This is a genomic window from Bacillus sp. B1-b2 (assembly GCF_009183415.1).
In the GTDB taxonomy this organism is placed as follows: Bacteria; Bacillota; Bacilli; order Bacillales; family Cytobacillaceae; genus Niallia.
The window spans coordinates 104,433-128,891 of record NZ_WEHU01000014.1 but is presented as its reverse complement, the minus strand read 5'-3'; the positions used below and the strand labels follow the sequence as shown (position 1 = coordinate 128,891).

The 24,459-nt window shown below is 34.9% G+C and carries 15 protein-coding genes; 1 reads left to right on the top strand and 14 read right to left on the bottom strand.

Annotated features, from left to right (window positions below; genetic code table 11):
• Positions 1-508 precede the first annotated feature (508 nt).
• Positions 509-1,651 carry a zinc-dependent alcohol dehydrogenase gene (locus tag F9279_RS14815; protein WP_152114355.1) on the bottom strand — a complete coding sequence of 381 codons (1,143 nt, stop codon included), beginning with the start codon at positions 1,649-1,651 and terminating at the stop codon, positions 509-511.
• 140 nt (positions 1,652-1,791) lie between these two features.
• Positions 1,792-7,791 carry a lamin tail domain-containing protein gene (locus tag F9279_RS14810; protein WP_152114370.1) on the bottom strand — a complete coding sequence of 2,000 codons (6,000 nt, stop codon included), beginning with the start codon at positions 7,789-7,791 and terminating at the stop codon, positions 1,792-1,794.
• 293 nt (positions 7,792-8,084) lie between these two features.
• Between F9279_RS14810 and F9279_RS14805 the strand changes: the two genes are divergently transcribed.
• Complete coding sequence (locus tag F9279_RS14805) at positions 8,085-10,295, top strand: choice-of-anchor I family protein (protein ID WP_152114353.1); 2,211 nt, start codon at positions 8,085-8,087, stop codon at positions 10,293-10,295.
• 87 nt (positions 10,296-10,382) lie between these two features.
• On the opposite strand, the gene cysK is transcribed toward F9279_RS14805, so the two are convergent.
• From cysK to F9279_RS25240, 12 genes are all read right to left on the bottom strand, one after another.
• Entirely contained in the window at positions 10,383-11,303 is a 921-nt protein-coding gene (cysK, locus tag F9279_RS14800) for a cysteine synthase A (RefSeq protein WP_152114351.1), read from the bottom strand.
• A gap of 98 nt (positions 11,304-11,401) precedes the next feature.
• Positions 11,402-11,980: a TetR/AcrR family transcriptional regulator gene (locus tag F9279_RS14795; RefSeq protein ID WP_152114350.1), complete on the bottom strand. Its 579-nt coding sequence runs from the start codon at positions 11,978-11,980 to the stop codon at positions 11,402-11,404.
• A 21-nt stretch (positions 11,981-12,001) separates the two neighbouring features.
• Positions 12,002-12,679, bottom strand: a complete 678-nt coding sequence (locus F9279_RS14790) for an MBL fold metallo-hydrolase (RefSeq protein ID WP_152114348.1) — start codon at positions 12,677-12,679, stop codon at positions 12,002-12,004.
• Between the two features lie 128 nt (positions 12,680-12,807).
• Complete coding sequence (locus tag F9279_RS14785) at positions 12,808-13,140, bottom strand: hypothetical protein (RefSeq protein ID WP_152114346.1); 333 nt, start codon at positions 13,138-13,140, stop codon at positions 12,808-12,810.
• Between the two features lie 399 nt (positions 13,141-13,539).
• Positions 13,540-14,067, bottom strand: a complete 528-nt coding sequence (essA, locus tag F9279_RS14780; protein ID WP_152114344.1) for a type VII secretion protein EssA — start codon at positions 14,065-14,067, stop codon at positions 13,540-13,542.
• Positions 14,042-17,008 (bottom strand): type VII secretion protein EsaA, encoded by a 2,967-nt coding sequence (gene esaA / locus F9279_RS14775; RefSeq protein WP_226793562.1) that lies wholly within the window; start codon positions 17,006-17,008, stop codon positions 14,042-14,044. The genes essA and esaA overlap by 26 nt, the downstream gene beginning before the upstream one ends.
• 23 nt (positions 17,009-17,031) lie before the next feature.
• Positions 17,032-21,519: a type VII secretion protein EssC gene (gene essC, locus F9279_RS14770; protein ID WP_152114340.1), complete on the bottom strand. Its 4,488-nt coding sequence runs from the start codon at positions 21,517-21,519 to the stop codon at positions 17,032-17,034.
• 51 nt (positions 21,520-21,570) lie between these two features.
• Positions 21,571-22,800 (bottom strand): type VII secretion protein EssB, encoded by a 1,230-nt coding sequence (gene essB / locus F9279_RS14765; RefSeq protein ID WP_152114337.1) that lies wholly within the window; start codon positions 22,798-22,800, stop codon positions 21,571-21,573.
• 14 nt (positions 22,801-22,814) lie between these two features.
• A complete protein-coding gene (locus tag F9279_RS14760; protein ID WP_152114368.1) occupies positions 22,815-23,054 on the bottom strand; it encodes an EsaB/YukD family protein in 240 nt (79 codons plus the stop codon).
• Between the two features lie 81 nt (positions 23,055-23,135).
• Positions 23,136-23,429 carry a WXG100 family type VII secretion target gene (locus F9279_RS14755; protein WP_152114335.1) on the bottom strand — a complete coding sequence of 98 codons (294 nt, stop codon included), beginning with the start codon at positions 23,427-23,429 and terminating at the stop codon, positions 23,136-23,138.
• A gap of 154 nt (positions 23,430-23,583) precedes the next feature.
• Positions 23,584-24,129: a hypothetical protein gene (locus F9279_RS14750; protein ID WP_152114333.1), complete on the bottom strand. Its 546-nt coding sequence runs from the start codon at positions 24,127-24,129 to the stop codon at positions 23,584-23,586.
• A 48-nt stretch (positions 24,130-24,177) separates the two neighbouring features.
• A complete protein-coding gene (locus F9279_RS25240) occupies positions 24,178-24,363 on the bottom strand; it encodes a hypothetical protein (RefSeq protein WP_226793553.1) in 186 nt (61 codons plus the stop codon).
• Between the last annotated feature and the right edge of the window lie 96 nt (positions 24,364-24,459).

Genomic DNA, 24,459 nt, shown 5'->3' with positions numbered 1-24,459 from the left:
TTAGAAAGGATCAGTCATGATTTTTGAGTGATTCTTTCTAACACCCCACCAAACGAAGTGCGGTAGTAGCTGGAGAAGAAAAATATCTCATTTTTTTGTGTCTACTTTCTTGACAGAAGACCACTTCCATGAAAGACAACGGAAATAGACGGAGAATTACGCCTATTTCCTTAGAATATAGGAAATTGGAGACATTTTCATTCCTTAACCGGAAAAATCCGCTTATTAGCAAGGAAATTAACATGATAATTACCATTAGTCGGAATTCTCCGCTTATTTTTGATAATTCCTACAAAATAAAAATAGAATGGTTAAAATCATGGTTGAGATATATGATTTTACTCTGATCATAGCAGATAGAGATATTATTTCTGTATATCGTCTACAGTAGGAAGTAATCTTCTATACCCATCATTTAAGAGATATTGATCATTTATCCAAACAAAAAGGTAATCCTTAAAGGTAGTTGAAAAATACACTACCAAAGGATACCTTTCTTTTTAACTAATTAAGGCTTTAGAATTACTTTAATCACATCATCTTGATGATCATTAAACATTTGATATGCTTCACTTGCATTATCTAAAGATACTTGATGTGTAATAATCTCAGTAGGATCGATCTTACCTGAACTAATCATATCAAATAACATAGGCATATAATGAATAACAGGAGCTTGCCCGCTTTTTATCGTTATATTTCTCTCAAAGATATTACCTAATGGAAACATATTATATTTAGAACCATAAACTCCTGTTAACTGCATGGTCCCAAATTTACGAATTGCATTAAGTCCAATTTCTATTGCGCTTAACGTGCCTCCTTGAAGCTTAAGCTTCTGTCCGATTGATTCCATAGTGGACTTCTTACCATCCATTCCTACACAATCAATAACTACATCTGCTCCTCCTGAGGTTAATTCTTTTATATAGCTACCTGTGTCTTCATATTGATCAAAATCAATGCTCTCCACATTATTCATCTTTACAGCATGATTCAACCGATATGGTATATTATCTACAGCAATCACTCGCTTTGCACCCTTCATCCAAGCAAATTTCTGAGTCATTAATCCGACTGGACCACATCCTAATACAACAACTGTATCTCCCTTTTTCACACCTGAATTTTCTACACTCCAATAGGCTGTTGGAATTACATCTGACATAAAAATTAATGCTTCATCCTCTAATTCACAGGATTCTGGAATAACAAAAGGCATAAAGTTTCCATAAGGTACACGTAGTAATTCCGCTTGTCCCCCTTGATAATCACCATAACGCTCTGTAAAGCCGAAATATGCACCAGTATCAGCTATCTCTTTGTTGGAATTGGCATTATCACATTGACTTTCCATTTCATGTTCACAATAATAGCAATGTCCGCAAGAAATATTAAAAGGAAGCACCACACGATCACCTTTTTTTACTTTTGTAACTTCAGGACCAACGTCTTCAACAATTCCCATTGGCTCATGTCCAATAACATAATCCTTCTCTGCCGGAACAGCACCTTGATAGATATGCAGATCTGAACCACAAATGGCAGTGGAAGTAATACGAACGATGATGTCATCTTTTTTTTGTAATTTGGCATCCTCTACTTGCTTTACTTGAACATCTTTCGTGCCTTGGAACGTAACAGCCTTCATTATTCATACCTCCTAAAATTGAATGATGACTATCTTTACCCAATTCATTACAATACCTCACAAGAAAATGTTTCCAATATATTATTCTTATCGAAAAAGGCCCAGTACACATAACTGGGTCCCTTTACGAGAATAATTATTTAGTTATTTGCATGTGATTTTTTCCTAACGAAAATAATAATCAATGTTCCTGCAAGGAGTAATAGCATTCCCATTAGAAGCATATTGAATTGGCTCGTTGCTGTATTAGGCAGCTTCTGAGTTAAAATTGTTGCTTTATCTCCTTGTTTAATTGGCACTATGTCTACATTATTCGTACTACTTTGACTACTATCTACTGTTTGGCCACTATTATGTTGTTGATCTGGAGTTATACTATCTCCTAAATCTTCCTCATGATCATTTTCGTTCGGAAGCTCAGGAGTAGGATTCTCTTCTTCTCCTGGAGTATCTGGGTTAGTATCTCCATCCCCTTCATTTGGTGTTTCTGGAGTAGGCTCTACACTAGTAGCTCCTTTTACAAATGTCCAAATATCAGAATTAGCTTTTCCAGTATAGGCATCTTCTGCAACAGCATACCAGGAATATTGCTTATTTTCTTCTAAACCTTTCCACTCAACCTCTGCTATATCTCCACTTGAAACTCCTTCTTGCTTACCAATTTCTTCATCTGTAAAAACATTTACTGCAAAATAATCTGTAGCTACTTGTTTTTCTTTCACTTCTAGATCCATATCAATTACTAGCTCATCTTTTAATGGATATTCTGCAGGATCATAGAAATTATAATCATCTAAATAAGGAGAATACGTATTAATAATGATTCGGTTATTATCTTGGTCAAAGTGCATTAATTTCATATACCCTTGTCCACCTTCTGGACCACCTTGATAATCTCCTAACATTTGATACACTTTACGATCTGTTACTCCATCTTGGTTATCGTCTATTTCACTCACTAAGGTTTCTGAATCATGATAATGTCCTGATAGTACTAGTAAAACATTCTCATTTTTTTCTACTACTTTAGAGAATATCTCTTCCCCAATCGGGCTGCGGTTTCCAGAAACCAACAGGTATTCATGGAAATTCAAGATAGCTTTGCGATCTGGATACTGTTCTAATACATCATTAATCCATTGCATATCCTCATCATTTACTCCCCAGCCCATATAAATCATAATAAAATCATTTCCGCCAGCTGAGATTAAATCATAATGTCCTCTATTATCTTTATAAGATTCTCCATAATGTGCTTTATCCTCAAAACGATTAGCACCAAACCATTTGCTGAATTGGGTATAATCATTCGACAATTGGTCTACATCGTGATTTCCTGCTAATACTCCGTATGGAACATTATTATCCTCTAACACTTTCATATATTCATCGGCATAAATCCATTGTTGTTCCTTGTCAAATTCATCAACAACATCGCCTGTATGGAATACATATTTAATTTTAAGTTCTTCTTGTTTTTCTGCAATCCACTCTGTTTGTCTTTGATAGATATGTGGATAGCTTTCTGAATAATACTGTGTATCAGACATCCATACAAATGTATAATCATATTCTTCTGGAGAAGCTGGAATTTCATCTTGAATCAATACATTAATTTTGCTTTCTTTTGCAAATTCTTTAGGAGTTACTTCTGCTTTTAATTCAAAATCCTGTGCACCAGCAATTTTATATGTGAGTAACTTCCACTTATTCTCTGTATGACTCCAAGCATACATAGAGACTTTTCTTCCTTCTAGACTTTTTCCGTTCCAAACAAGCTCTACTCTATCATTTTCATCAATCGAAGTATCTAAAGTGACATCAAATCGATGATATGGAAATTGTGTAGTCGAATTTGTTGTTAAATAATTTCCATCCTTTTGGGATACTAAATCAATTCCCTGATCAGTCAATGCTGTTTCCCCTTCAGGAACCATCACTTGTGGAGGCTCTGTATCACTAGCGTTTTCATATGCTTGAACTGATGACTTATTGCTCGCCTCATACTTATATCCTTTATAAAAGGTTACATCTAATGAATCATTTGAAGGGTCTTTTACTCTTACCTTCAATGTTGGATCTCCTTCTACTGCACTCGTTACATCATCTGTAGGAGATACTAGTTCTGGTTTTTCAGGATTCTCGTTATTCACTGAGAATACAATAATAGATTCGGCTGTATTTCCTGCTTTATCTTTCGCAACTATACTTAACTTGTGTTCACCTGCAGATAGTTGGGAAGAGGATGATTCATATGGTACTTGTATTTCTTGATCGTCTAAAAAAGTTTCAATCGATTCCATTCCAGCTAACGCATCTGTTGCACTTGCTTGAATGGTAAAAGTGCCTTTCATTAAGCTTCCATTCTCCATATTTGTCTCAATAACAGGTGCAGTATTGTCTACTAGAACTGTAGCACTTACTTCCTGCTCCGAATTTTTTGCTGTAATAGTGTGTTCCCCATTTGCTACTGTTGAAGTATCCCAATGATATGTTTTAGCTTTTGTGTGATCTTCTGTTAGGGTAAAAGTAAAATCCTCAAATGGACGATAAGTTCCGTCATCTCCCATATCATATACGGTACTAGGATTACTTTTCGCTGGGTCTTTAATAACCGTTCCATCTGCTAAGATTAAGCGAACATTTCTTATAGAGTAATCATCTCGATTTTCTTCACTCTCTTCCAACTGGAATGGTGATGCTTTATTCCCAGCTCTTACTGTTAAAGTGTTCTCTCCAAGAACTAATTTATCAGCATCAATTGGAATAGTATAGGTTCTCCAATCAGAGTGATTATCCTTGTCCATTAGTTGAATAATTTCCTCTCCCATAGTAACAGCATTTTTAAAGTACATATTAAACCCACTGATATCTACTATAAAATATGCTTGGGATTCTAACGAACTATATACATCTGTATTCAGTATTTTATTATCAATGAATAAATTTACTGTGTCTGTTGATGTCTCTTGAGAAGTTCCTTTTACTATTACTTTTCCTGAAAGAATATCATTATCCTTCACATTTAAACGAATAGGATCTTGGTTTAAGCTATTCGAAATAACTAAAGTAGCGATATCTGTTCTTACTTCGTTTTGTCCATCAGAAGCAACGAAATAATATTCCATTTTTTCTTTCGCAATAAATTCTGCAGCATATATAGTGGTAGAATAAATTTCTTTATCACTAGGATCTACTGCTAATAATACCTGCTTAAAGTCCTCTTCCCCATTTGTACGATAATAGAGCGTAACCGATTTAACACCAAGGTCATCTGTTGCTTTTGCACTAATCGTTATATTTTCTCTTTCATTAATCACATTGATTATCGTATGATTCGTAATGGTTGGCGGATTAGAATCTTCAATTATATGAATATGCTCTTTTGGTACCTGAATGGATTCTACTGAACCAGGAGTTGCTTGGTTTACTCCAGCACTTATTTTCACAGACTGAGTAGATCCATCTTCTGGATACTTATAGAGTATGCCTTTGTTCTCCACAGTATCATCTTGACCAGTCACTTCATTATAATATGCTACAGAAATTTCTTCTTTTGTATTAGTAGCAATAACTAGTCCTCTCGTGCTTCCATTTGCCATCCCGTCACTCTTAATTCGCACTATATCCTGATTTTCTTTTAAGCTAGTACCGTAATGTGTGTTGAAATCTTCTACAGTAGCTTCGCCGTTTGCAGCATTTATAATCCAGAATACTAATGTGCCTTGTGCAGGAATTTCTACATCATCTGGAATAGAAGGCCAAATTACATCACTTGCTGGATCAGTTCCATAGCGATATTGAATCTTATAATCTTTAAAGTTAATAGGTTTGTCTGTATTATTATATATCTCAATAAATTCATACCCATCACTTGGTCCAATATTAGAGCTATCTGGTACTACTTCTGTAACCAATAATTTGGGGATTTTCTCGTAATCAACATCACTTGTACTTATATTAATAGTGAATATTTCTGTTTTGCTAACATTTAATCCATCGCTTGCTTCTATATAGTAAGAGATTTGTGCTTTTGTATCGCTAGCTGGAATAGTGGCACTAAATATATTCTCTTGTGCATCCAACTTAGACATAGTTAAAGATTGATAGTTCTCTTCTCCTTCTACTTTATAGAAAAGGGTTGCAAATGGATTACTAATTATATTATCCTTTATCGTTGCATCAACCTTAATCTCTTGAAACGCATCTGCAGTACTAATCTTCTCATGAGAAATCGCTGGTGCTTCTTCATCTTTAGGAGCCTCAGGTACTTCTATCCACTTAGTTGGTACTTGTTCTTCATTCATAACACCTGGAGAAGGGTTTGCAAGTACTTCATATTTCTTCATTTCCGTACCTTCATCTGGGAACATATAATGAATTACTTTTCCATTATTATCATTCTCTGACCCTAAATAACTAGCTTTTACTGTTTCTGTTCCTGCATTGTCTTTTATAACAATTGCTCTATTGCCACCATTAGCGAATCCAGGAAAACTATCAGTAAATGAGACTACTTGCTCATTTGTTAGATTACTAGAAAATTGGTCATTGAAATCCGCAAGAGTGCGATTACCATTATTAAACCAAAAAACCATTGATTCTCCTGCCGGTATAGTAGTTGCTGGAACTTGGAAATGAATATCTTCTCGACTATTATCTGTATATCGATAATAGAAAGCATAATTCCCTAGATTCATATCTTGGTTCGTATTATTATACACCTCGAAGTATTCATAATAATCCGTACCTCCTCCTACTGAATTAGGAGATATTTCTGTAATAAGAATTGGTAGATTACTATATGTATCTTGTTTTATTTCTTCTTCTACTTGAATCTTATATTCCTCTGTTTTCACCGTATTTAGTCCATCTGTAGCCTCAATATAATACATGATATTTGATTGAATTAATTCATTCGATATTTCTACTACATATTGATTTACGTTTGTCTGATCTTTTTCAAAAGATAAAGTGCTATATTCTTCCGTACCTTCCTCTTTGTAATATAGCTTAGCTGAAGGATTTGTAAGATTGTCTGTTATAACTGCCTGGATTTGTATAGACTCCCCTTTTGTTGCATGAGTAACAGCTTGATGGGAAATGACTGGTGCTTCGCTATCTACTACAATTGGCTCTAACTCTACAGTTTTTTCTGGAACTTGTTCATTTGTAATAGATCCTGGAGTTGGAAGAGCTAAAGTTTGAAACGCATCCATATGGATTCCTGTAATCGGATAACGATAATCTATTCCTAACCCATTATTATCTGATTCTCCTGGTCCATAACTAGCTGAAACCACTTCATTTTCTTGTATATCTCTCACTAAGATTCCACGATTCCCTCCATTTGCAAAACCAGGAAATCCTTCTTTAAAAGAAATTACTTGTTGCTCTGTTAAGCTTGTTCCATAATGCTGATTGAAGGAGTCTAACGCTAGACTATTTGTATTAAACCAAAATACTTTTGTTTGGCCTGGCTCTATACTTCCTTCTGGCATAGAGATTAGTTTATCTGCAGTATTAACATCTGTATATTGATAGTAAAATGAAAAACGACTTATGTCTAATGTCTGATTTGTATTATTGTAGACTTCAAAAAACTCATAATAATCGCTTCCTTTAGAGTTTGGAGAAATCTCGGTAATAAGAAGTTGTGGTAAACTCTGATAGTTTACTTCTTCCATATTAACCGTTTCTTTTTGCTCCTCATCAGAAGTTGGATGTACTTTTGTATCCGTATTGGTTGAGTTATCTGGTTGTGCTTCTTCCTTCTCATATGGAGAATCAGACTCTTGCTTTACTTGAGTTTGCTCTGCATCTAAAGGAGTTGAAGCTTCGGTATTTTGCGGGTTTTCTGTAGTAGTAGTCTCTGTTGTTGGTTCATTCTTAATAGTTTCAGTTTGCTGCTGAGAGGTATTATTCGGTTGTTCTTCAGTAGCAACTGGTTCTGTTTCTTGTAAATTGGAGGTATCATTGCTTGTAGTTTCTTGCTGAGACGATACTTCGTTTGCATTTGTTTGCTTATCATTGTTTTGGACAGGTAGTATTTCTTCAGCCGCATATGCCTTGTTAAAAGATAGAAACTGAGAAAAAAAGAATACAACTGTCAGTACAATAATAAACACCTTTCTACTCATCTTATTTTGTCGAAATTTCACCAAACAAACTCCTCCCTAACATCCCCTATTTTTATACAAGATAAATAATAGATGAAGTTTTTTAACGAGAAGTTAAGTGCATGTGAATAAATTATAACTATTCACTACTTTTTGTAAATATAACGTAAATTATTCCAATTAACTCAGCCAGAAAAATTCTTCATTTTCTTTATCTTTACAAAAACTTCATATCTAAATTACAAAACATAAATAGTTAACAAATAATTTGTCGTTATTCTACTAAATAGAGAGAATTTTTTTAGGAGGAGAAAATGAAAACAAAAAATTTGATTAAAAATGTTGGTGCTTTATCCCTTACTGGGTATCTATTGCTATCAAACTTTTCAGGAGTTACTTCTGTAAGTGCAGCAGCAGGTTTCTCAGACACACTGGATGTTCAAAAAATCGCTACATACTCTACAGGTTTATCAGATGAAGATGGCGGAGTAGCAGAAATTGTAAAGTATAATGCTGACAATCAAAAATTCTACGTAATTAATGGAAAACTACAAACAATCGACATTGTTGACTTATCCACTTTACAATCTGGCACAACACAAGAGCTTACAAAAGAAAAATCTATTAATATTGCAGATGCAGTTAATAGTGCTACCTTCCAATATGGAGATTTGACTAGTATTGATATCAATACGAAAAAACAAATTATAGCAGCTGCTGTTCAAGATGAAGATTACACGAAAAATGGTCGCATTATTATTATGGATTATGATGGTAACATCCTAGAATCCTTTGAAGCTGGTGTACAACCAGATAATGTGGAATTTACGGAAGATGGAAAACATATTCTAGCTGCAAATGAAGCAGAACCTAGATTAGGACTAGAAAACGGAATAGATCCAAATGGTTCTATCACTATCGTTGATTATGATACGAAAACGGTAAACAATGTCTTATTTGATGATACTAGTGTAATAGATGAAGATGTACATATTCGTAACAATGGTACTCTTGCAGATGCCATACATGACTTAGAACCTGAATATATATCTCTTACAAAAGATGGAAAGAAAGCGTATGTTTCTCTTCAAGAGAACAATGCTATTGCAACAATTAATGTAGAGACAGGAAAAGTGATTGCTGTTAAATCATTAGGCTATAAAGATCACTCTCTTCCACAAAATACATTAGATGCAGCACGTAATGATAAAATTGAGTTAGAACAACTACCAATTCTTGGTGCGTACATGCCTGACTCCATTGCTGTTTTTGAAAAAAATGGTGTTAATTACTTATTAACAGCAAATGAAGGTGATGCTACAGAATGGGAAGAATTTGTTAACATTGAAGATTTTAAAAAGGTAAAAGATGATATTCAATTAGATACTTCTTTATTTAAAGGATTAACAACCGAAGAAGCGGAAGCTGCATTTGAAAAAATGAAGAACTCTGGTGATTACGACAAATTGGAAGTATTAACAGATCGTGGTAATGACGCTATCTATACACTTGGAGGACGTTCTTTTACCATTTGGAATGCTGATTCAATGGAAGTAGTATATGACAGTGGTAATGAATTTGAAACAATAACGGCAGAACGCTTACCAGACTACTTCAATTGGTCTAACGATGATGATGCTTTTGAAAAACGCAGTGCTAAAAAAGGCCCTGAACCAGAAGATATCAAAGTAGGAATGATTGGTAATGAAATATATGCATTTATTGGTTTAGAACGTATTAGTGGTGTGATGACTTATAATATCACAGACCCTTCTAACGCTACTTTTACGAACTATATTAATACTCGAGATTTTTCAAGTAAAGTTGCTGGTGACGTTGCACCAGAAGGTCAAGATTTTATTTCAGCAGAAAACAGTCCTACTGGAAAACCACTTTTAATTGTTGGTAATGAAGTAAGCGGAACTGTTGCTATTAATGAATATCAAGTAGATCCTATTGTACCAATTGAAATAATTACATTAAATCAAACTAGCTCAACTCTTGAGGTTGGAAGTACATTACAACTAACTGCTACTATTACACCTGATAATACGACAGATAGTAAAGATTTAAATTGGACAACCTCTAACGAAAATGTTGCTACAGTAGATGCTAATGGAGTTGTAACAGCAATTGCAAGTGGTACAGCTACTATAACTGCAGAAACAGCTGATAAAAAACACAAAGCAGAAGCTACTATTACAGTTGCTGAAAAAACAGTAACTGAGGATTCAAAAGATGAAACACCTGTTACAGACGGTGATCAAACACCTGAACAACCAGAAAATAATACGAAACCTGTAACTACTCCAGAACAGACTGATAATACAACGACGACTCCTAAAAATAATGAGAGTAAGTCCACTGGAACAGATACGACAAAAACGCAAAATGCTGTAAGTACTAATGGTAATGCCCTACCTAATACAGCAACATCTAATTACAGTCTTATGTTATATGGTGGTGTATTACTTCTAATCGGTGGAGTTGTATACTATCTTAACTTTAGACTTAGAAAAGAATAAGCAGAAACTTTGAAAAGCTTGGATTCCATTATCCAAGCTTTTTTCATCTACAACCACCGCATATTTTCAAACAGGTTATATGCTTTATCATTCAAATAAATCAGAAGATAAATATCGTTCTCCTGTATCTGGAGCTATGCACAATACTCTTTGAGATGGGGATAATTTTTTAGCAATTTGTACGGCAAAATGTGCACTAGCCGCTCCTGATGCACCCACAAAAATCCCTTCTTCTGCGCCCAATCTCCTCGCCATCACTTGTGCATCCTTATCCTTTATTAATAGAATTTCATCAAATATTTCTCGGTTAAGAATACTAGGAATAAAGCCAGGACCTGTACCTGGAATTTTGTGTGATCCAGGTTTGCCACCAGATAAAACTGGTGACCCAAAAGGCTCTACTACATATATTTTCAGTTCCGGTATTTTCTTTTTTAATTCCTCCCCAACACCAGTAACAGTACCTCCTGTTCCTGCTGTGAGTACCAATGCATCCAATTGGCCTTCAAATGCCTCTATTATTTCAACAGCAGTAGTATGACGGTGAGCATCTGCATTTGCCCTATTATCAAATTGCATAGGAATAAAACTGTCTGCTATTTCTTTTGCTAATGCATTTGCTTTCTCAATTGCTCCTTGCATTCTTAAGCTTCCAGGCGTTAAATGTACTTCTGCTCCATATGCTTTTAGAATCTGCACTCTTTCTTTTGTCGCATTATTTGGCATCGTAATAATACATCTATACCCCTTAACTGCTGCTACCATAGCGATTCCTATACCTGTGTTTCCCGAGGTTGGTTCGATAATGGTACTTTTTCCTGGAATCAATTTCCCTTCTTTTTCTGCTTGCTCAATCATATTGAAAGCTGCTCGATCCTTTACACTTCCTCCTGGATTAAACGACTCTAGCTTCACATACACATTTGCTCCCGAGGATTCTGGTACTTTATTTAATTGTACAATAGGTGTATTTCCTATTAAATCTAATACAGATTGGTACAATTTCATCGCCTTCCACATCCCTATCTTTCAACTTTTCTTAACCTATCATACCGTATATAGAGCTTTTTTTCAGGTAAAAAAAGAGTGCACATAGTTAGCATCTCTCAATCACTTATTTCTTTAGTATTTCTCAATCCCTTAATATAGGTAGAAAGCAAAAAGTGAAAACTTGCATTAGTATTAATATTCATACCAAAACCATTGTTACTTTCAATGGAGGCAAAACCATGAAGAATACTTCTAAGTCCACGTATAGCATGAATGGTTTCTTCCGCATTCAATTGGTATGGTAATAAAACTTCTGTAAGAAGTTCTATTATTTGATTAGAAAGTATTTGAATTTCTTCCCTTTTCTTTATAGTAGATTCTATCGTTAATTCATACAGCCCAGGCTGCTCTCTAGCAAATGATAAATACTCTTGGCAAATAGCAAGCAGAGCTTCTTTTTTCCCCACATGATTTTGTGAATCTTTCATTCTTTTGTATAAGTCTTCTAACGCCTTTAAGGTGAGTATTTCCATTAATTCTGGCAATCCTTTAATGTGGTTATAAAGAGATGGAGATTTAATATGAAGTGCTTTCGCTAAATTAGCCATTGTCACTTCCTTAAGACCTTCTGTATTCGCCAGCTCTATTGCTGTCTTAATTACATCCTCCTGTGTTATCCCTATTCTAGGTGACATATATCCAACTCCTTTCTTTTCTTAAAGCAATCTTTCTATATTGGGATTTTCTAGTAAATCACCATGACCAGTGGCCATAAGAGTAACTCCTAGTGACTGAACCTTTTTCGCACTTTGAATGGCTACTTTTTTATTCCATGTTGCCATTCCTGGAAATGGGAAGAGTACTCTCAATTGCCCTGTAATAGCAAACCCTCCACGAGTATGGAAAGCATCACCTGCTATTAAGCTATTATTACGATTATCTAAGAAACCAAAACTTCCGGGTGTATGTCCAGGTAAAGCAATAGAAGTAAGCGAACCAATCAAATCACCATCTTTCAGCAGAACATCAGGCTTAGTTTTAATATTCTTTGGCAAACCACCTCTTAATACAAAAGGCTCTTCCTCTTTATCTATTGAGTGGTCTCCTCCGAGTATTCGAGCATCTCGCTCAGAAATATACACTTTTGCATGAGGTAGTTCATTCTTTAAAGAATCTAATGAGCCAATATGGTCACCATGGGCATGGGTTAATACTATTTTAGTAATTGGTTTGTTTAATGTTTTAGCAAAATGTAGAATCTTTTTATAGCTGTTAGGTAGCGCGGTATCAATTAACGTAAATTCATTTTCTTCCTCCACAATGTAACAATTTACTGGAAAAATAGTTGGCAAAAAAGTTAATTGATATAAAAACTGATGCTGTCTTACTCTCATTCTATATTCCCCCTAAAACTAATGGTATTAGTTTTATAATAACTAACACCATTAGTTTTAGCAAGTAATAATAATCAGCAGAAAAAAATCGGGGGTACATTAAACACCCCCCGACCTACTTTACGATCCTATAAAAGAGCATCATTTTTGATAAAAGCATCTCGTCTTTTAAAATATTTATTCTTCTGCACCCATTTAATAAGAGCCATCAATAAAAATCCAAAGAGAACTCCTAGCAATGCCTCAATACCTACAATAAAAACCATAATTACATACACGTAAAAGGTAACAAAAAAGATACTGTAAACAAGAAGCAATAGAAAGTTAAATCCTTGAAGCTCCTTTATCCTTCCCTTCTCCTTATCCGGTCTATTACTATCTTTCTTTGAATTTCGTAAATACTGAAATTCGGACCAAAAGATTTGAAATGGTTCTATAAACCAATTAACGATTTTACTCATTATATTCATCTCCTAGCTACTGAAGATTTCTAATTGTTATATAGTAATTGGATCGTTATCTGTTTTCTACTTTTATACCCTTTATTATTTCATTCAAACTTTTACCAAATATAACTTTCCAGATTTAGCGTGTATTGCCTGACTTGTTTGTATATAAACACCTTTTTATTTTTCAATAGATAAGTTTTTATAAGTGAACTCTTCGATGAATTCAAGTTAAAGAAAAACCCAAGTTATTACAAAATAGAGTAATAGCTTGGGCTTCTTCTTATTTAACTTAAGTTATTTAAAAATTAATACAGTCTTAAGGACGGTCTGTTTAGTTATCCTTAACCTCAGACAAAGTAAATAACCACTCTGGTTAATATAAACTTCCATGACTTAAGATTCTTAGCTTTTTTATGATAAACCATTCTTATTAGGAGATGTCTTTCTATTAGAACGGAAAAAAACAACCAATACTAAAATAAGAAGTAACAGACAGAAGACCGCCAGTATTGTTATCAATACTGCCATAGACTGCATGGATGCTCCATCCTGTTCAGAGGTATCCATTCTATATTGCCTATCCACCTCATTACTGGTAAATAGCTGTAGCTTCTCTGCTTGACTAATAATAGGCTTTTTCGTTTCTATTTCATTAGTAAAGAGCAGGTCTTTCCATTCATCAAAGTTATTCACCTTACTTCCATCAAATGTAATCTCACGCTTTTCTGCAGACAAAGCATCCGATCTAGATGAAGTTCTTGATTCTTTAAGAAGGTTAGTATCCTTTTGATCTCGTTCGCTTTCATATTCATTTGGCTGTAAATCATCTATCCTAGTGTCAGTATTTGCCTTTGCATGTTCCTCTGCCAACAAGAAAAATGTCATGAATCCTAGTAAAAAAAGAATAGATTTACTAAATAGATGCATTATTTGAATCATCCTTAATATCTCGCCTATTCCATCTCTCTATTAGAATCTCGACTGCTATCAGTATGATAAACCCAACTAATAGAATGATAGCTGCTGGAGTAAATAATGATTGTGTTCCATATTGAATAGACATATAGACCTTAGACATCGGATCATTAAAAGTGAAATTTGGCGTTGTGAGTGCTAATAGCGGCGTTACATATAGGATAATCATTCCAACTGTAATGAATAAGCCAATAAGCTTTTGCGCAGCAAAACTTACTGCAATTATGCTTGAACTTACTAATATTAAAAGAATGGTAAATATCGTCCATTGTATGGTACTTGTTTGCGAAAGTTCATAGATATCTATTCCAAATAAACTTATGATAAAACCAACAATTAAATTTAATAAGGTGAACATAGTTCCCCGAACCCATAGTGGAATACTATTAAAATAATACGTTGTATATCCAATTAGTAAGCTACTAATTAGGACAATAAACAACACAACCACTGGTGGTATATTTTTTTCCTGCTTTGTTTCGCTCGCTCCTGCTGTTAATTGAAGGGGACTAGACAAGAAATTATATACATCTCCATTAGACTGCCCTTCAATAAATGTATTTTGTAGCACATTAAATACATCGTCCTTGATCAACTTAGTTGAATTGACATTAGTTGCCCATTTATTATTCAAGGTATCTGCATCTGTTTGCACATTAGAAACTTCTTGATGTAGCTCATTCGTCTGATCAATTACTGTCTGCTGATGCTCTCCTGCTTCTTTCAAGGAAGAATGAATAGTAGCCATTTGCTCTAAGATTCCTAAATGGACAGTTGCTAGCTGTGCTCCTCGTGTAGAACCAGTCTCCTGCACCATCGTTTGTTCTCCTTGCTTTATTTGCTGAAGCAATGCCTCTCCTTCTGTTTTCACCTCTGTTAGACTTTGTGCTAATTTCGTCTGATGGGAGTCAAGACTTTCTCTTGCTTTAGCTAAAAACACAACAAATTGATCTTGAAGTGTTGTCAATCCATCTTCCACTGTAGGCAATTTTGATTCCATATCTATCCACGAATTAGTTTCCGCTTCTGTTAACTGAAAAATTTGGGCAAGTTCTGTGAGAAATTGCTCATTTTTCATTACTTCATTTTTTGCTTTGTTTTCAGAAAGCATATTGGTTAGTATCGTTTCATATTGATCAAGATAAGCATAATAATAGAGTAAATCCATCATATCTCCGGTAAGAAATTCACGATTAAACCATTCTTGAAGGACAGACTTCCTTTGCTCGGAAAGTGCACTTGACTCCAAGATTACCTGTTCTTTCTCTTCTATTCTCGTTAAAATGGAATTCATATTATCTGTAAGCATCGTCAACTGTTCTCTCAGTTGATCATTTACCTCTGTCAGAGATTTCATGTATTCTTTCAGAAGTCTATTCTCTTCACTAAGCGATTCTTTATTATTTGTAAGCTCCTTAATTGTGTTTCCTAACGTTTCATTATCTGTGAGAAGGGAAATAATTTTGTCATTAAGTAATTCAATTATATGTTTGTTGTCCCCATCATTTGTTTGAAGTGATTGTTTCACTTCCTGTACTTTTATTTGAATGTCTGCGATTTGTAACTCTAGTTGTTCTCTACTTTCAAAGGGAATTTGCTTATCTGCTTTCAAAAATTCTTGAAGCTTATTCAGCAGTTTTTCTATTTGTTCAACCTGTTCTTTAGTACTTGTTGTTTGTATTTCCTTGTTTTCTTCTTTAACTATAGTAGAAATTACTCCTGAATGGGTAATACCCGTTACTGTCACTTTCTCAGTGGCATCACTTTCTTCATCTACTATAGGAAGATCAGGGAATTCCGGATTTTCTGGAGGTGCTTCAGGTAACAAACTTCCTTCCCCTTCTGTCAATCTTTCTTTCGTTTGAATTATTTTTTCTTGAAAGGAGTCTAGTGATCCCGTATCAATGAGTTGCTGATAATAATCTAGCACTCTGCTCTGATATTCATAAATTGCTTTTGTTTGTTCTTCCAAAGCAATTAATCTATTGTCTTTTAAATCTGTTAATAACTGTTTGCTCGTACCCAACTGATCATATAGAGAATTAACATTACTTGTTAGTTGCTTATTATTTTCAAATAAACTAAGTGACTGTTCTTCAAAATAAGGTGAGACAGCTTCTGTAGCTGCATTCACAGTGGAAATAGCAACTGTCTGCATTTCTGTCAATTTTTGCTTTTGTTGTTGCTGATACTCTTCATAGGTTTTGATAAAATCAACTAAACTAGTCAAATCTTCAGCAAATGACTTCATAGATTGATTCTGGCTGTCATTATGTATCCCGATCTGATCAATCGATGACTTCATCGACTTTAATACCGCTTCCTGATCTAGAATCTGATCTGCAAGGTTTTTAGAACTTGGTTTATAAAAAGCAAGCATAGTCTGCTGAAAGTCTAGTTCCTTTTGCAAGATTTCTTCAAATTCTGAGCGTACCATTTCCATATCATCTGCTACATAATTCCAGTATAAAGAACTGATACGTTCATTTGCCCGTTTTGTTGCTTTTTCTATCTCTAAATTCACTTTTTCTGTATTTACTGCATTTAACTGACTTTGTACATTATAATTAAATGTAACTTTACTTGGATTTTCTTCTTCATATGCCATTATTTGTTCAGAAAAATTAGAAGGAACATAGATAACGGCATCATATTTTTGATTTCTCAATCCATTTTCTCCTGCACTTCTAGAGACAACTGTCCACTCGAAGGGAGAATTATTAGTAAGAATAGAAGAAACATCTCCTCCTAAATATGTCTGTTCCCCAGCAACTTCAACTCCTGCATCTTCATTCACAATGGCAATAGTATTTGTTGTATTAGGCTTTTCCAGAAAAGGATTATCTCCAATTAACTGAAAAAACAACACAGGTAAGCCGATTATGACTACCAGAGCTAGAATCATCTTCCACAATGTAAATTTCCTCATCAAGAATATACCTTCCTCTCCGTAAGCACTAATGGAATTTGAATTTTTCTCTCAACTCCATTTTTTATATAATACCCATAGCCTGGCTGAATTTCTGGTTCTTTTCGATCATAAGACAAGGTATACAACGATTGTTCTGATTTCTTCATAAGTAACAATGCTTGCCTAATTTGTTTTATTTCTAATGTCAATGGATCATAGCCCTTTGTTAGTTCATTTACACTTCCTGAAACTACTATATGAAATCCTAAATGGCTATAATTTTTCATTAATCTCACTATGTTATCCTGTATTCTATTATCTAGTTGCTGGAGCAATCTTCCATAGCCATCTACAACCAATAATAATGGATGAAAGCTTGGTATTGACTTTCCTTCTAAAATCGCTTGATCATATTGTCGATTTCGTTCCAGCAGCAATTCTTCAGTGGACTCCAGCCACTTAGCAACAGAGTCTTTTTCAGGAAGATAATCAACTTGATCGCTATCTGATAAATGAACTAATCCTCGATTAATTGAGTCCCAAACTCCAATCCTTGACCCTCCCATTTGGATGGCCTGGTTTATAAGAAGTTTAATAACATTTGATTTTCCTTTCTGAGCTTGACCTAAAATCAGAAGATGATTCATTACATGAAAATCGATAGATACAGACTGAACTGATTCCTCGTCTAAACCAATAGGCAATAGATTAACTGACTTTTCTTCTTTAATGTAGTCTTTAAAAGTGATGGTAGTCAGCTCTTTCGGTAGCATTGGAATTCTCTTAGGCATACTAGATGATGAGTATTTCTCTCGTAAAGTTTGGATGGATGCCTTTAATTCTGTTAATTGGTCATAATCACTATCTCCAATGGTAGGAAGTAATATTTGAGTAAAATAAGTACCTTCTTTTTTTATAATAGCCCTTCCTGGAACAGGCTCTGGCTCAAATGAAGTTCTCCCCAATATGGAATACGCTTCTGTTTGGTCCATTAAATAATGCACCAATTTTGTCCGTAAGTTATTCATTAAAGATGCTCGAATAGAGCTTACACGAGTGGCACTAAAAATCATATTAATTCCCAATGATTGACCATCTCTTGCAAATTGATTCAATTGTGTCTCCAATTCAGGCATTTCATCTCTTACAATATCGTAATTGTCTATCACGATAATCCAAACAGGAAGCTTTTCTTCACTAAGCTGGTTATACATAGAGATAGAACTTACTTCCTTTTGCACAAACAACTGCTTCCTACTATTTATCTCCCCTTGCAAAATAGAAATAAATTTGTTAATTTTCTGCTGTTCATCCATTAAAAATAAATCTCCGACATGCGGGAGTTGTTTTAGTGGCATTAATCCACCATTTCCAAAATCCATTAGATAGAAATGAGCCTCTTCAGGCGAAAAGTTTTCTGCGATTCCCATAAGAAGAGAAATAATGCTCTGTGTTTTTCCATATCCAGAAGTGCCAAAAACCCCCACATTTCCGTCTTCTAGTAAGGTATAAGAATATAGCGATTGACTTTGTGTTTCCGGATCATCTATCACAGCTAAATTGATTTTTTTGCGGTTTTCATCAGGCTTCATATCTGGACGATAAATTCGCGGAGACAATGGCGGGAGCCAAGGACTCGATATCTTAGCTAGCTTCAGCTGTTTCTGCAGTTCTTCTATCCTTTCTACAATTACATCAATCTCACTGTTTGCTTGCGTTTTCTGTGTTTCGTGGACAGATAGCTCAGATAAAGGAATTAAGCCGAGATCCGTAACCAGAGCAATCTCATCTTCCATTTGCGAAGAATCTTCTTGATAGTTAGCACCACTCCATGCAGATTGAAATAATTCATACACCTCATTATTACCAACTTGCAGATATCCTCTTCCAGTAGCAGTAAGGGAAGCAGCATCACCGTTCTTTAATATTTCCCTGCTATCTTCTGCATTCTGTACCTTAAGACCAATTCGAAAACGAGCATTACTCCAGATCTGTGCGTCAATAACTCCTCCAGGCTTCTGCGTCGCTAAAATTAGATGCACACCTAAACTTCTACCTATTCGTGCAGCACTTACCAGTTCTTTAATAAACTCAGGTTCTTCACTTTTCAGCTCAGCAAACTCATCAGAAATAAGGAATAAATGTGGCAGTGGCTCCTTTGTTTCTCCTCTTTTATACAAACTTGTATAGTCGTTAATATGATTCACTTCATACTGATCAAACAATCGTTGTCTTCGTTTAAGTTCGCTCTTAATGGAGGCAAGAGCACGATTACTAAAGTTTTTGCTTCCTTCAATATTGGTGATAGTTCCCAGTAAATGCGGCATATTTCGGAATGGTTGCGCCATCCCACCACCTTTATAGTCAATAAGCAAAAAGGCTACCTCATGTGGATGATAATGAACAGCAAGCGACAAAATATAAGTTTGCAATAGTTCACTTTTTCCGGATCCAGTGGTACCTGCCAACAATCCATGTGGTCCATGAGCTTTTTCATGGAGATTTAAGTAGACAATATCAGATTTACCCTTTAGCCCAATAGGAGCAGCCAGGGTTTTAGCAGACTCGTTTGTCAACCAATTCTCTTTAATAGGTATATCATCTACATCTTTTACACGTAGCATTTCCATAAACGAAACTGTTTCTGGTATGGAGTTAGTTATCCCCACCTGGTGATTTAATGTTTTTAGCATGCGGGCATACTCTTCATTACTAGTAGTTGTATGGTCATCCAGAGAAAACGGAATTTGCACAGCACTCTTATTTTGAATTAATATATCGCCCTGTTTTGTATTCACATATCGAAGTAATGTATGTATATTATTTGAAAAGCTCTCCTTTGCTTCTGCAGCAAAAATAACCGATATACCTAAATGCTGATGCTGTCCTTCCAGATATTCTAAAATTACATGCTCTGCAATAAGTTCCTGATTGGTGACTATAAATACAAAATGGGGAGTAGAGCGAGTTTTTTCATCTGCCTCTTCCATATCTCTTTCCCTGATTAACTCATATATAGATGATAATAGCTGATCTCTTGTCTGTTCATTGTAAATAAATCCTTTAGCAAAAGATTGGGGAATTTGAAAATGCGGGAGCCATTTCATCCATTCCCAATACTTATACTCCTCCTCATGAAAAATAAAGATGAACCTAACATCATGATAGCTATGAAAAAATGCTAGTTGCCCAATTATTTGGTGCAATTCTTTTTTTAATACTGCTTCCTTTCCAATAAGTCCTATGGCACCTTTTGAAAGATCTGCGGTAACTGGAGACTGTGCTAAATGTTGATATGTACTTTGCAGTTTCTTTGACTTTTCCATTAATTCATCCATTTCCCTATTAGATAAATCAGCAGAATTCACCGTTATCTGATAGCTTGATGGAACATCTCCAGTTCCTAATCGAAACTGTAAAAAGTCCTTGCTATCCATGCTTCTTTCCCAAATTCGGTCAGAGATCTGACTTGTCAAATACTTCATCCTTTCAAAAGTAGGAAAATGAAACAGTAGTACCTCTCGTTGTTTAGAAGCTAGTTCCTCAAGCTCTTGCCTCTTGTCTTCTAGGTATTTAGAATAAACTCTCTTTCTTCTTTCTTCTTGTTCTTTTCTAGTTGACTTCTCTTTGAAATACTGTACAGAGGAAGTAATAATAGTCATAGAAAACATCACAAGAGATATTATGATAAAAACCCCTCGTGGTATTAATAACGCAACAAGTCCCATCACGATAAGCATAACTAGTGGTGGAAGGATAATTAACCAAAGACTTCTTTTAGAATGATTCGCTTCCTGACCAGGGAAGGATAACTGTACTTTTTCATCGGGCAATTCATACAGCATTCTGGGTGTTCTGCGATAAATTGGATAACGCTTCTTCATCTCTGATTGTGGAAGGCTAATTTCTTTCAGTTCCGTTTCATACCCATATAAACTCTCCACTTGAATCACATCAACATCTATCAATGTAATATTCATACCATTCCAGAACAACATATCGCCTATCTCCATCTTTTGAATATCTGTCACTTGCAGACCATTCAAATAAATAGTAGATTCGCTAGGAATAATCTCTACATGCTCTTGTTTTTTAATTAGATAAAATCCTTCTTCTTCTTGCATCATTGGTGTTCTATCTAAGTAGACTGGCTTTTTTCTAGATTGCTTCGTTTCAATAGATAAATCTGGTACGACCATAAATGGAATTTCTGTCTGGTTTCCAATATAGTAAGTGCTCTCGACTTTCTCTTTATCTGTCAAAAACAATGACAGATCGTTATTCTCCGAACTCAGCCGATAAAATTCCTCGTTTTCCATCACCGTTTCATTTGATTCTATTACATACTTTACGATTTCTTCCTCACTGGTTTGAACACTGATGGAAGAAGTAACAGTTGGAATGGTGATGGTGTTTCCTAAATCCTGTCCGATAGAAACGCTGCTATTTTTTGTTAATTTGATTGAATGATAGGTTTGTTTATAGAAAACAAACAGCGTATACATTACATCACCTCATATTGTTCCAAATATATCTTTTTAGTAGATATCTATCTCTTACGGCGTCTCGCCCTGTTCTTGACTTGACTGGCTATTACTATCTTCTAGAAGGCTATCCTCCTGTGTAGATTCATCTTTCATATCTTGTTCATATTTTTTCAGTTCATTTTCAATTTCATTGATTTGTTGCTGGCGCTCTTCACTATTGAGTGAATCATCTCTCTGTACTTCTGCCTGATATTCTAATAACGCATACATAATAAGACTACGATCTTCTAGAAAACGAGCATTTTCCAAAGCTTCTTTTGCTTCGCCTCTCCCAATCTTGATCCAATATGCATAATAGTTAGTATCCGATTGAAGAGTAACAGTGTTCTGTACAGTGGACCTTTGTTCTTCAGATAAATCTGCACTAGAAATGTAAGCAGTAGCTAATTCATACTGCGTGACAATAGGCAAACTATCCAAGTCATATGATTCGAGATTATTGATAACATCACTGTATGCACTTGCTAAAAAATGCCTATGAGCATCGATTATATTTTCATGTTTTGGCTGAAGGAAAAACAGGCTATAGATAGAATAGATAATTGCTGGAATTAGTAATATTCCTGTTGCCCAAATTCCGTACCTGGTCCATCTCCACTTCTTTCTAGGAAGTTCGACCAACTGATTCCTTTCCTCTTTTTCTAGCAATATGGCTTGGTTAAGGATAGATAGCAGACTATTATAATCATCTGATTTCATTATTTCTGCTGCATCATCACTTAATTTCAATGTTTCATAGTAAGCCACATATTGATCAAAGGAATATTGATTATCCACAAGTGAGGCTGTCATAGCCTTCAGTTGGAGCCACTCTTCTTCTTTATTTTCCTCATATGGCGGAATACTCTCCTTCACCCCATAATGAAGGAAATAAGAAGTCAAGCCTTGGTCAACAGCAATATTTTCTGGGCATATAAATAAATGTAGTCGTGATAAGGAGTGATTTCGAACCCTTTCAATCAGTTGATGAGCTATTATGTATCGATCCTTTTTTTTCAAAGAAAAAATTTCTTGGTCATAAATAAAAGTCTTAGGCAATTGCACCTCTATCTGTAAAACGTCCTCTATTTTATGAAGATTTCTCTTTATTTGGCTATCAACTTCTTCCAAAAATCCTACTTCCAATAGATGATTCATCTTAATTTTCTCTATTTGAAAACTAAATGTTACTTGCTGGTCTTCCTTCTGGATAACAGCATCCAGCTTTTTTTCCATATAGGATGCATACTCATTTGGCATACTTGCTGGCTCCTTTATAATATTTGAATCTTATCGCCTGTCATTATTCCGATATCTGCTAACCGGTGTTCACCGGAAAATACTTTCTTTTTATTTAATACTTTTACCCAATACCCATCTCTTGGAGCATCTAGCCTACTCGTTGTTTGCCAGGCAATATCCACTAATTTCTTCACAGTATGATAATTTGATAGACGGAGTTCTAGATTTTCTCCATTATATTTAGCAAAATCTATTGTTACTTCAATATACATGACATCACCTTCCATAATGAAAAAGAGCGCCTCCTTTTAGTGAAAAGCGCTCAGGAACTAACAATATTTTATATTCCAATCCTAACCGCGGATTTGATTGGCGATTTGAGCGTCTGCATCTTCCAATGCTTTTGCTGTACTGTTTAATTGGGAAGAAATTTCTTCAAGCAGTTGTTGCATTTGCAAAAAAGATGGTCTAAGCGATTGGTACTGCTCACTGAATGCTCTACTTGACTGACCTTCCCACATGCTTTCTAAATCTTGAATCATGTTGTCTAAACGAGAAATTTGTTCGCCAACTTGACTTCCTTCACTAGTATAGCGATTGGACATACCTATTAATTCTTCTGGTGTAACTCGAATAATTCCTGACATACTATCTCTCCCTTAGTTTTATAAATTTATAACACATAATGAAATAACATTATGTAATTACTAAAAATTACCACTTATTCCATACCACAATTAGCAATCTACCAAACCACTTTTTAGTATTTTCAACTAAATATTACACAAAATACTATATAAGTTAGTTTAGTTGGTAGTCTATTTCATAATCACCCGCCAAATTTTTCATGTCTTCATGATAGCTAGTGATTTTCTCCATGTATTCCTGTGCTTTGGAATTTGACTTTTCAATAAGCTCTTTATCATTTTTCTCTAACGCCTCTTTTTCAAGCATTAGCGCTTCATAGTAAGTACCAGTTGCTACTTCGATTTGCTTTATTAATGGCTCTAGCTCGTCGATTGACACTTCTAGGTTTTTCACTTCATTAACAGCTTTTTCATAAGTTGGAATAACCTTTACTGTCAGCACTTCATATAATTCCTGATCGGAACGAAAATTTTCTCCAGATACAGTTGCCAATTGCTGATTAGCTTCCGTTTCGTAGTTCACTATATTTTGCATATCATCATTAATGAATTGAACTATTTCTTTTTGCTTTTCTTCAAATGAAAGCTCTTCTTCAGATACATTTTTCTTTGTTTCTTGTTTTTCTGTAGTAGATAGATCATTACTACAGCCAACAAGCATTAAGAAGACAGTAATTATACTGTAAATTAATTTTGTCAAAGTGCTATACCTCTCTATACTATGATTCTATTAAGGTCGAATCGTTTTTTATGAAAGGATTGCGGCGTTTAAGGTATTTTTAAAAAATTTTAAAGTCAATGATTCATGCCAGGTAGAGGCTGATAGCTCTAGCTTTATTACAGAGTCACGATAACTTGTCAGTTCGTGATTAATTTCTTGGAGGTCAAACATTCCATTATTTAATCTACGAAGCTGCTCTTCCTTCTCCTGCAACAAAAGGGTATAGGCTATTTAATTCACCCTATCTAGTGCCATTTTTTACTCTGTGTAATAATTCTTATATGAAGTCTTTTCCATTAAATGGACTTC

Excerpts from the sequence above, each read along its gene's own strand:
- F9279_RS14815 (WP_152114355.1), bottom strand. The coding sequence starts at position 1,651 with ATGAAGGCTGTTACGTTCCAAGGCACGAAAGATGTTCAAGTAAAGCAA.
- F9279_RS14810 (WP_152114370.1), bottom strand. The coding sequence starts at position 7,791 with ATGAGTAGAAAGGTGTTTATTATTGTACTGACAGTTGTATTCTTTTTT.
- F9279_RS14805 (WP_152114353.1), top strand. The coding sequence starts at position 8,085 with ATGAAAACAAAAAATTTGATTAAAAATGTTGGTGCTTTATCCCTTACT.
- cysK (WP_152114351.1), bottom strand. The coding sequence starts at position 11,303 with ATGAAATTGTACCAATCTGTATTAGATTTAATAGGAAATACACCTATT.
- F9279_RS14795 (WP_152114350.1), bottom strand. The coding sequence starts at position 11,980 with ATGTCACCTAGAATAGGGATAACACAGGAGGATGTAATTAAGACAGCA.
- F9279_RS14790 (WP_152114348.1), bottom strand. The coding sequence starts at position 12,679 with ATGAGAGTAAGACAGCATCAGTTTTTATATCAATTAACTTTTTTGCCA.
- F9279_RS14785 (WP_152114346.1), bottom strand. The coding sequence starts at position 13,140 with ATGAGTAAAATCGTTAATTGGTTTATAGAACCATTTCAAATCTTTTGG.
- essA (WP_152114344.1), bottom strand. The coding sequence starts at position 14,067 with ATGATTCAAATAATGCATCTATTTAGTAAATCTATTCTTTTTTTACTA.
- esaA (WP_226793562.1), bottom strand. The coding sequence starts at position 17,008 with ATGATTCTAGCTCTGGTAGTCATAATCGGCTTACCTGTGTTGTTTTTT.
- essC (WP_152114340.1), bottom strand. The coding sequence starts at position 21,519 with ATGTATACGCTGTTTGTTTTCTATAAACAAACCTATCATTCAATCAAA.
- essB (WP_152114337.1), bottom strand. The coding sequence starts at position 22,800 with ATGCCAAATGAGTATGCATCCTATATGGAAAAAAAGCTGGATGCTGTT.
- F9279_RS14760 (WP_152114368.1), bottom strand. The coding sequence starts at position 23,054 with ATGTATATTGAAGTAACAATAGATTTTGCTAAATATAATGGAGAAAAT.
- F9279_RS14755 (WP_152114335.1), bottom strand. The coding sequence starts at position 23,429 with ATGTCAGGAATTATTCGAGTTACACCAGAAGAATTAATAGGTATGTCC.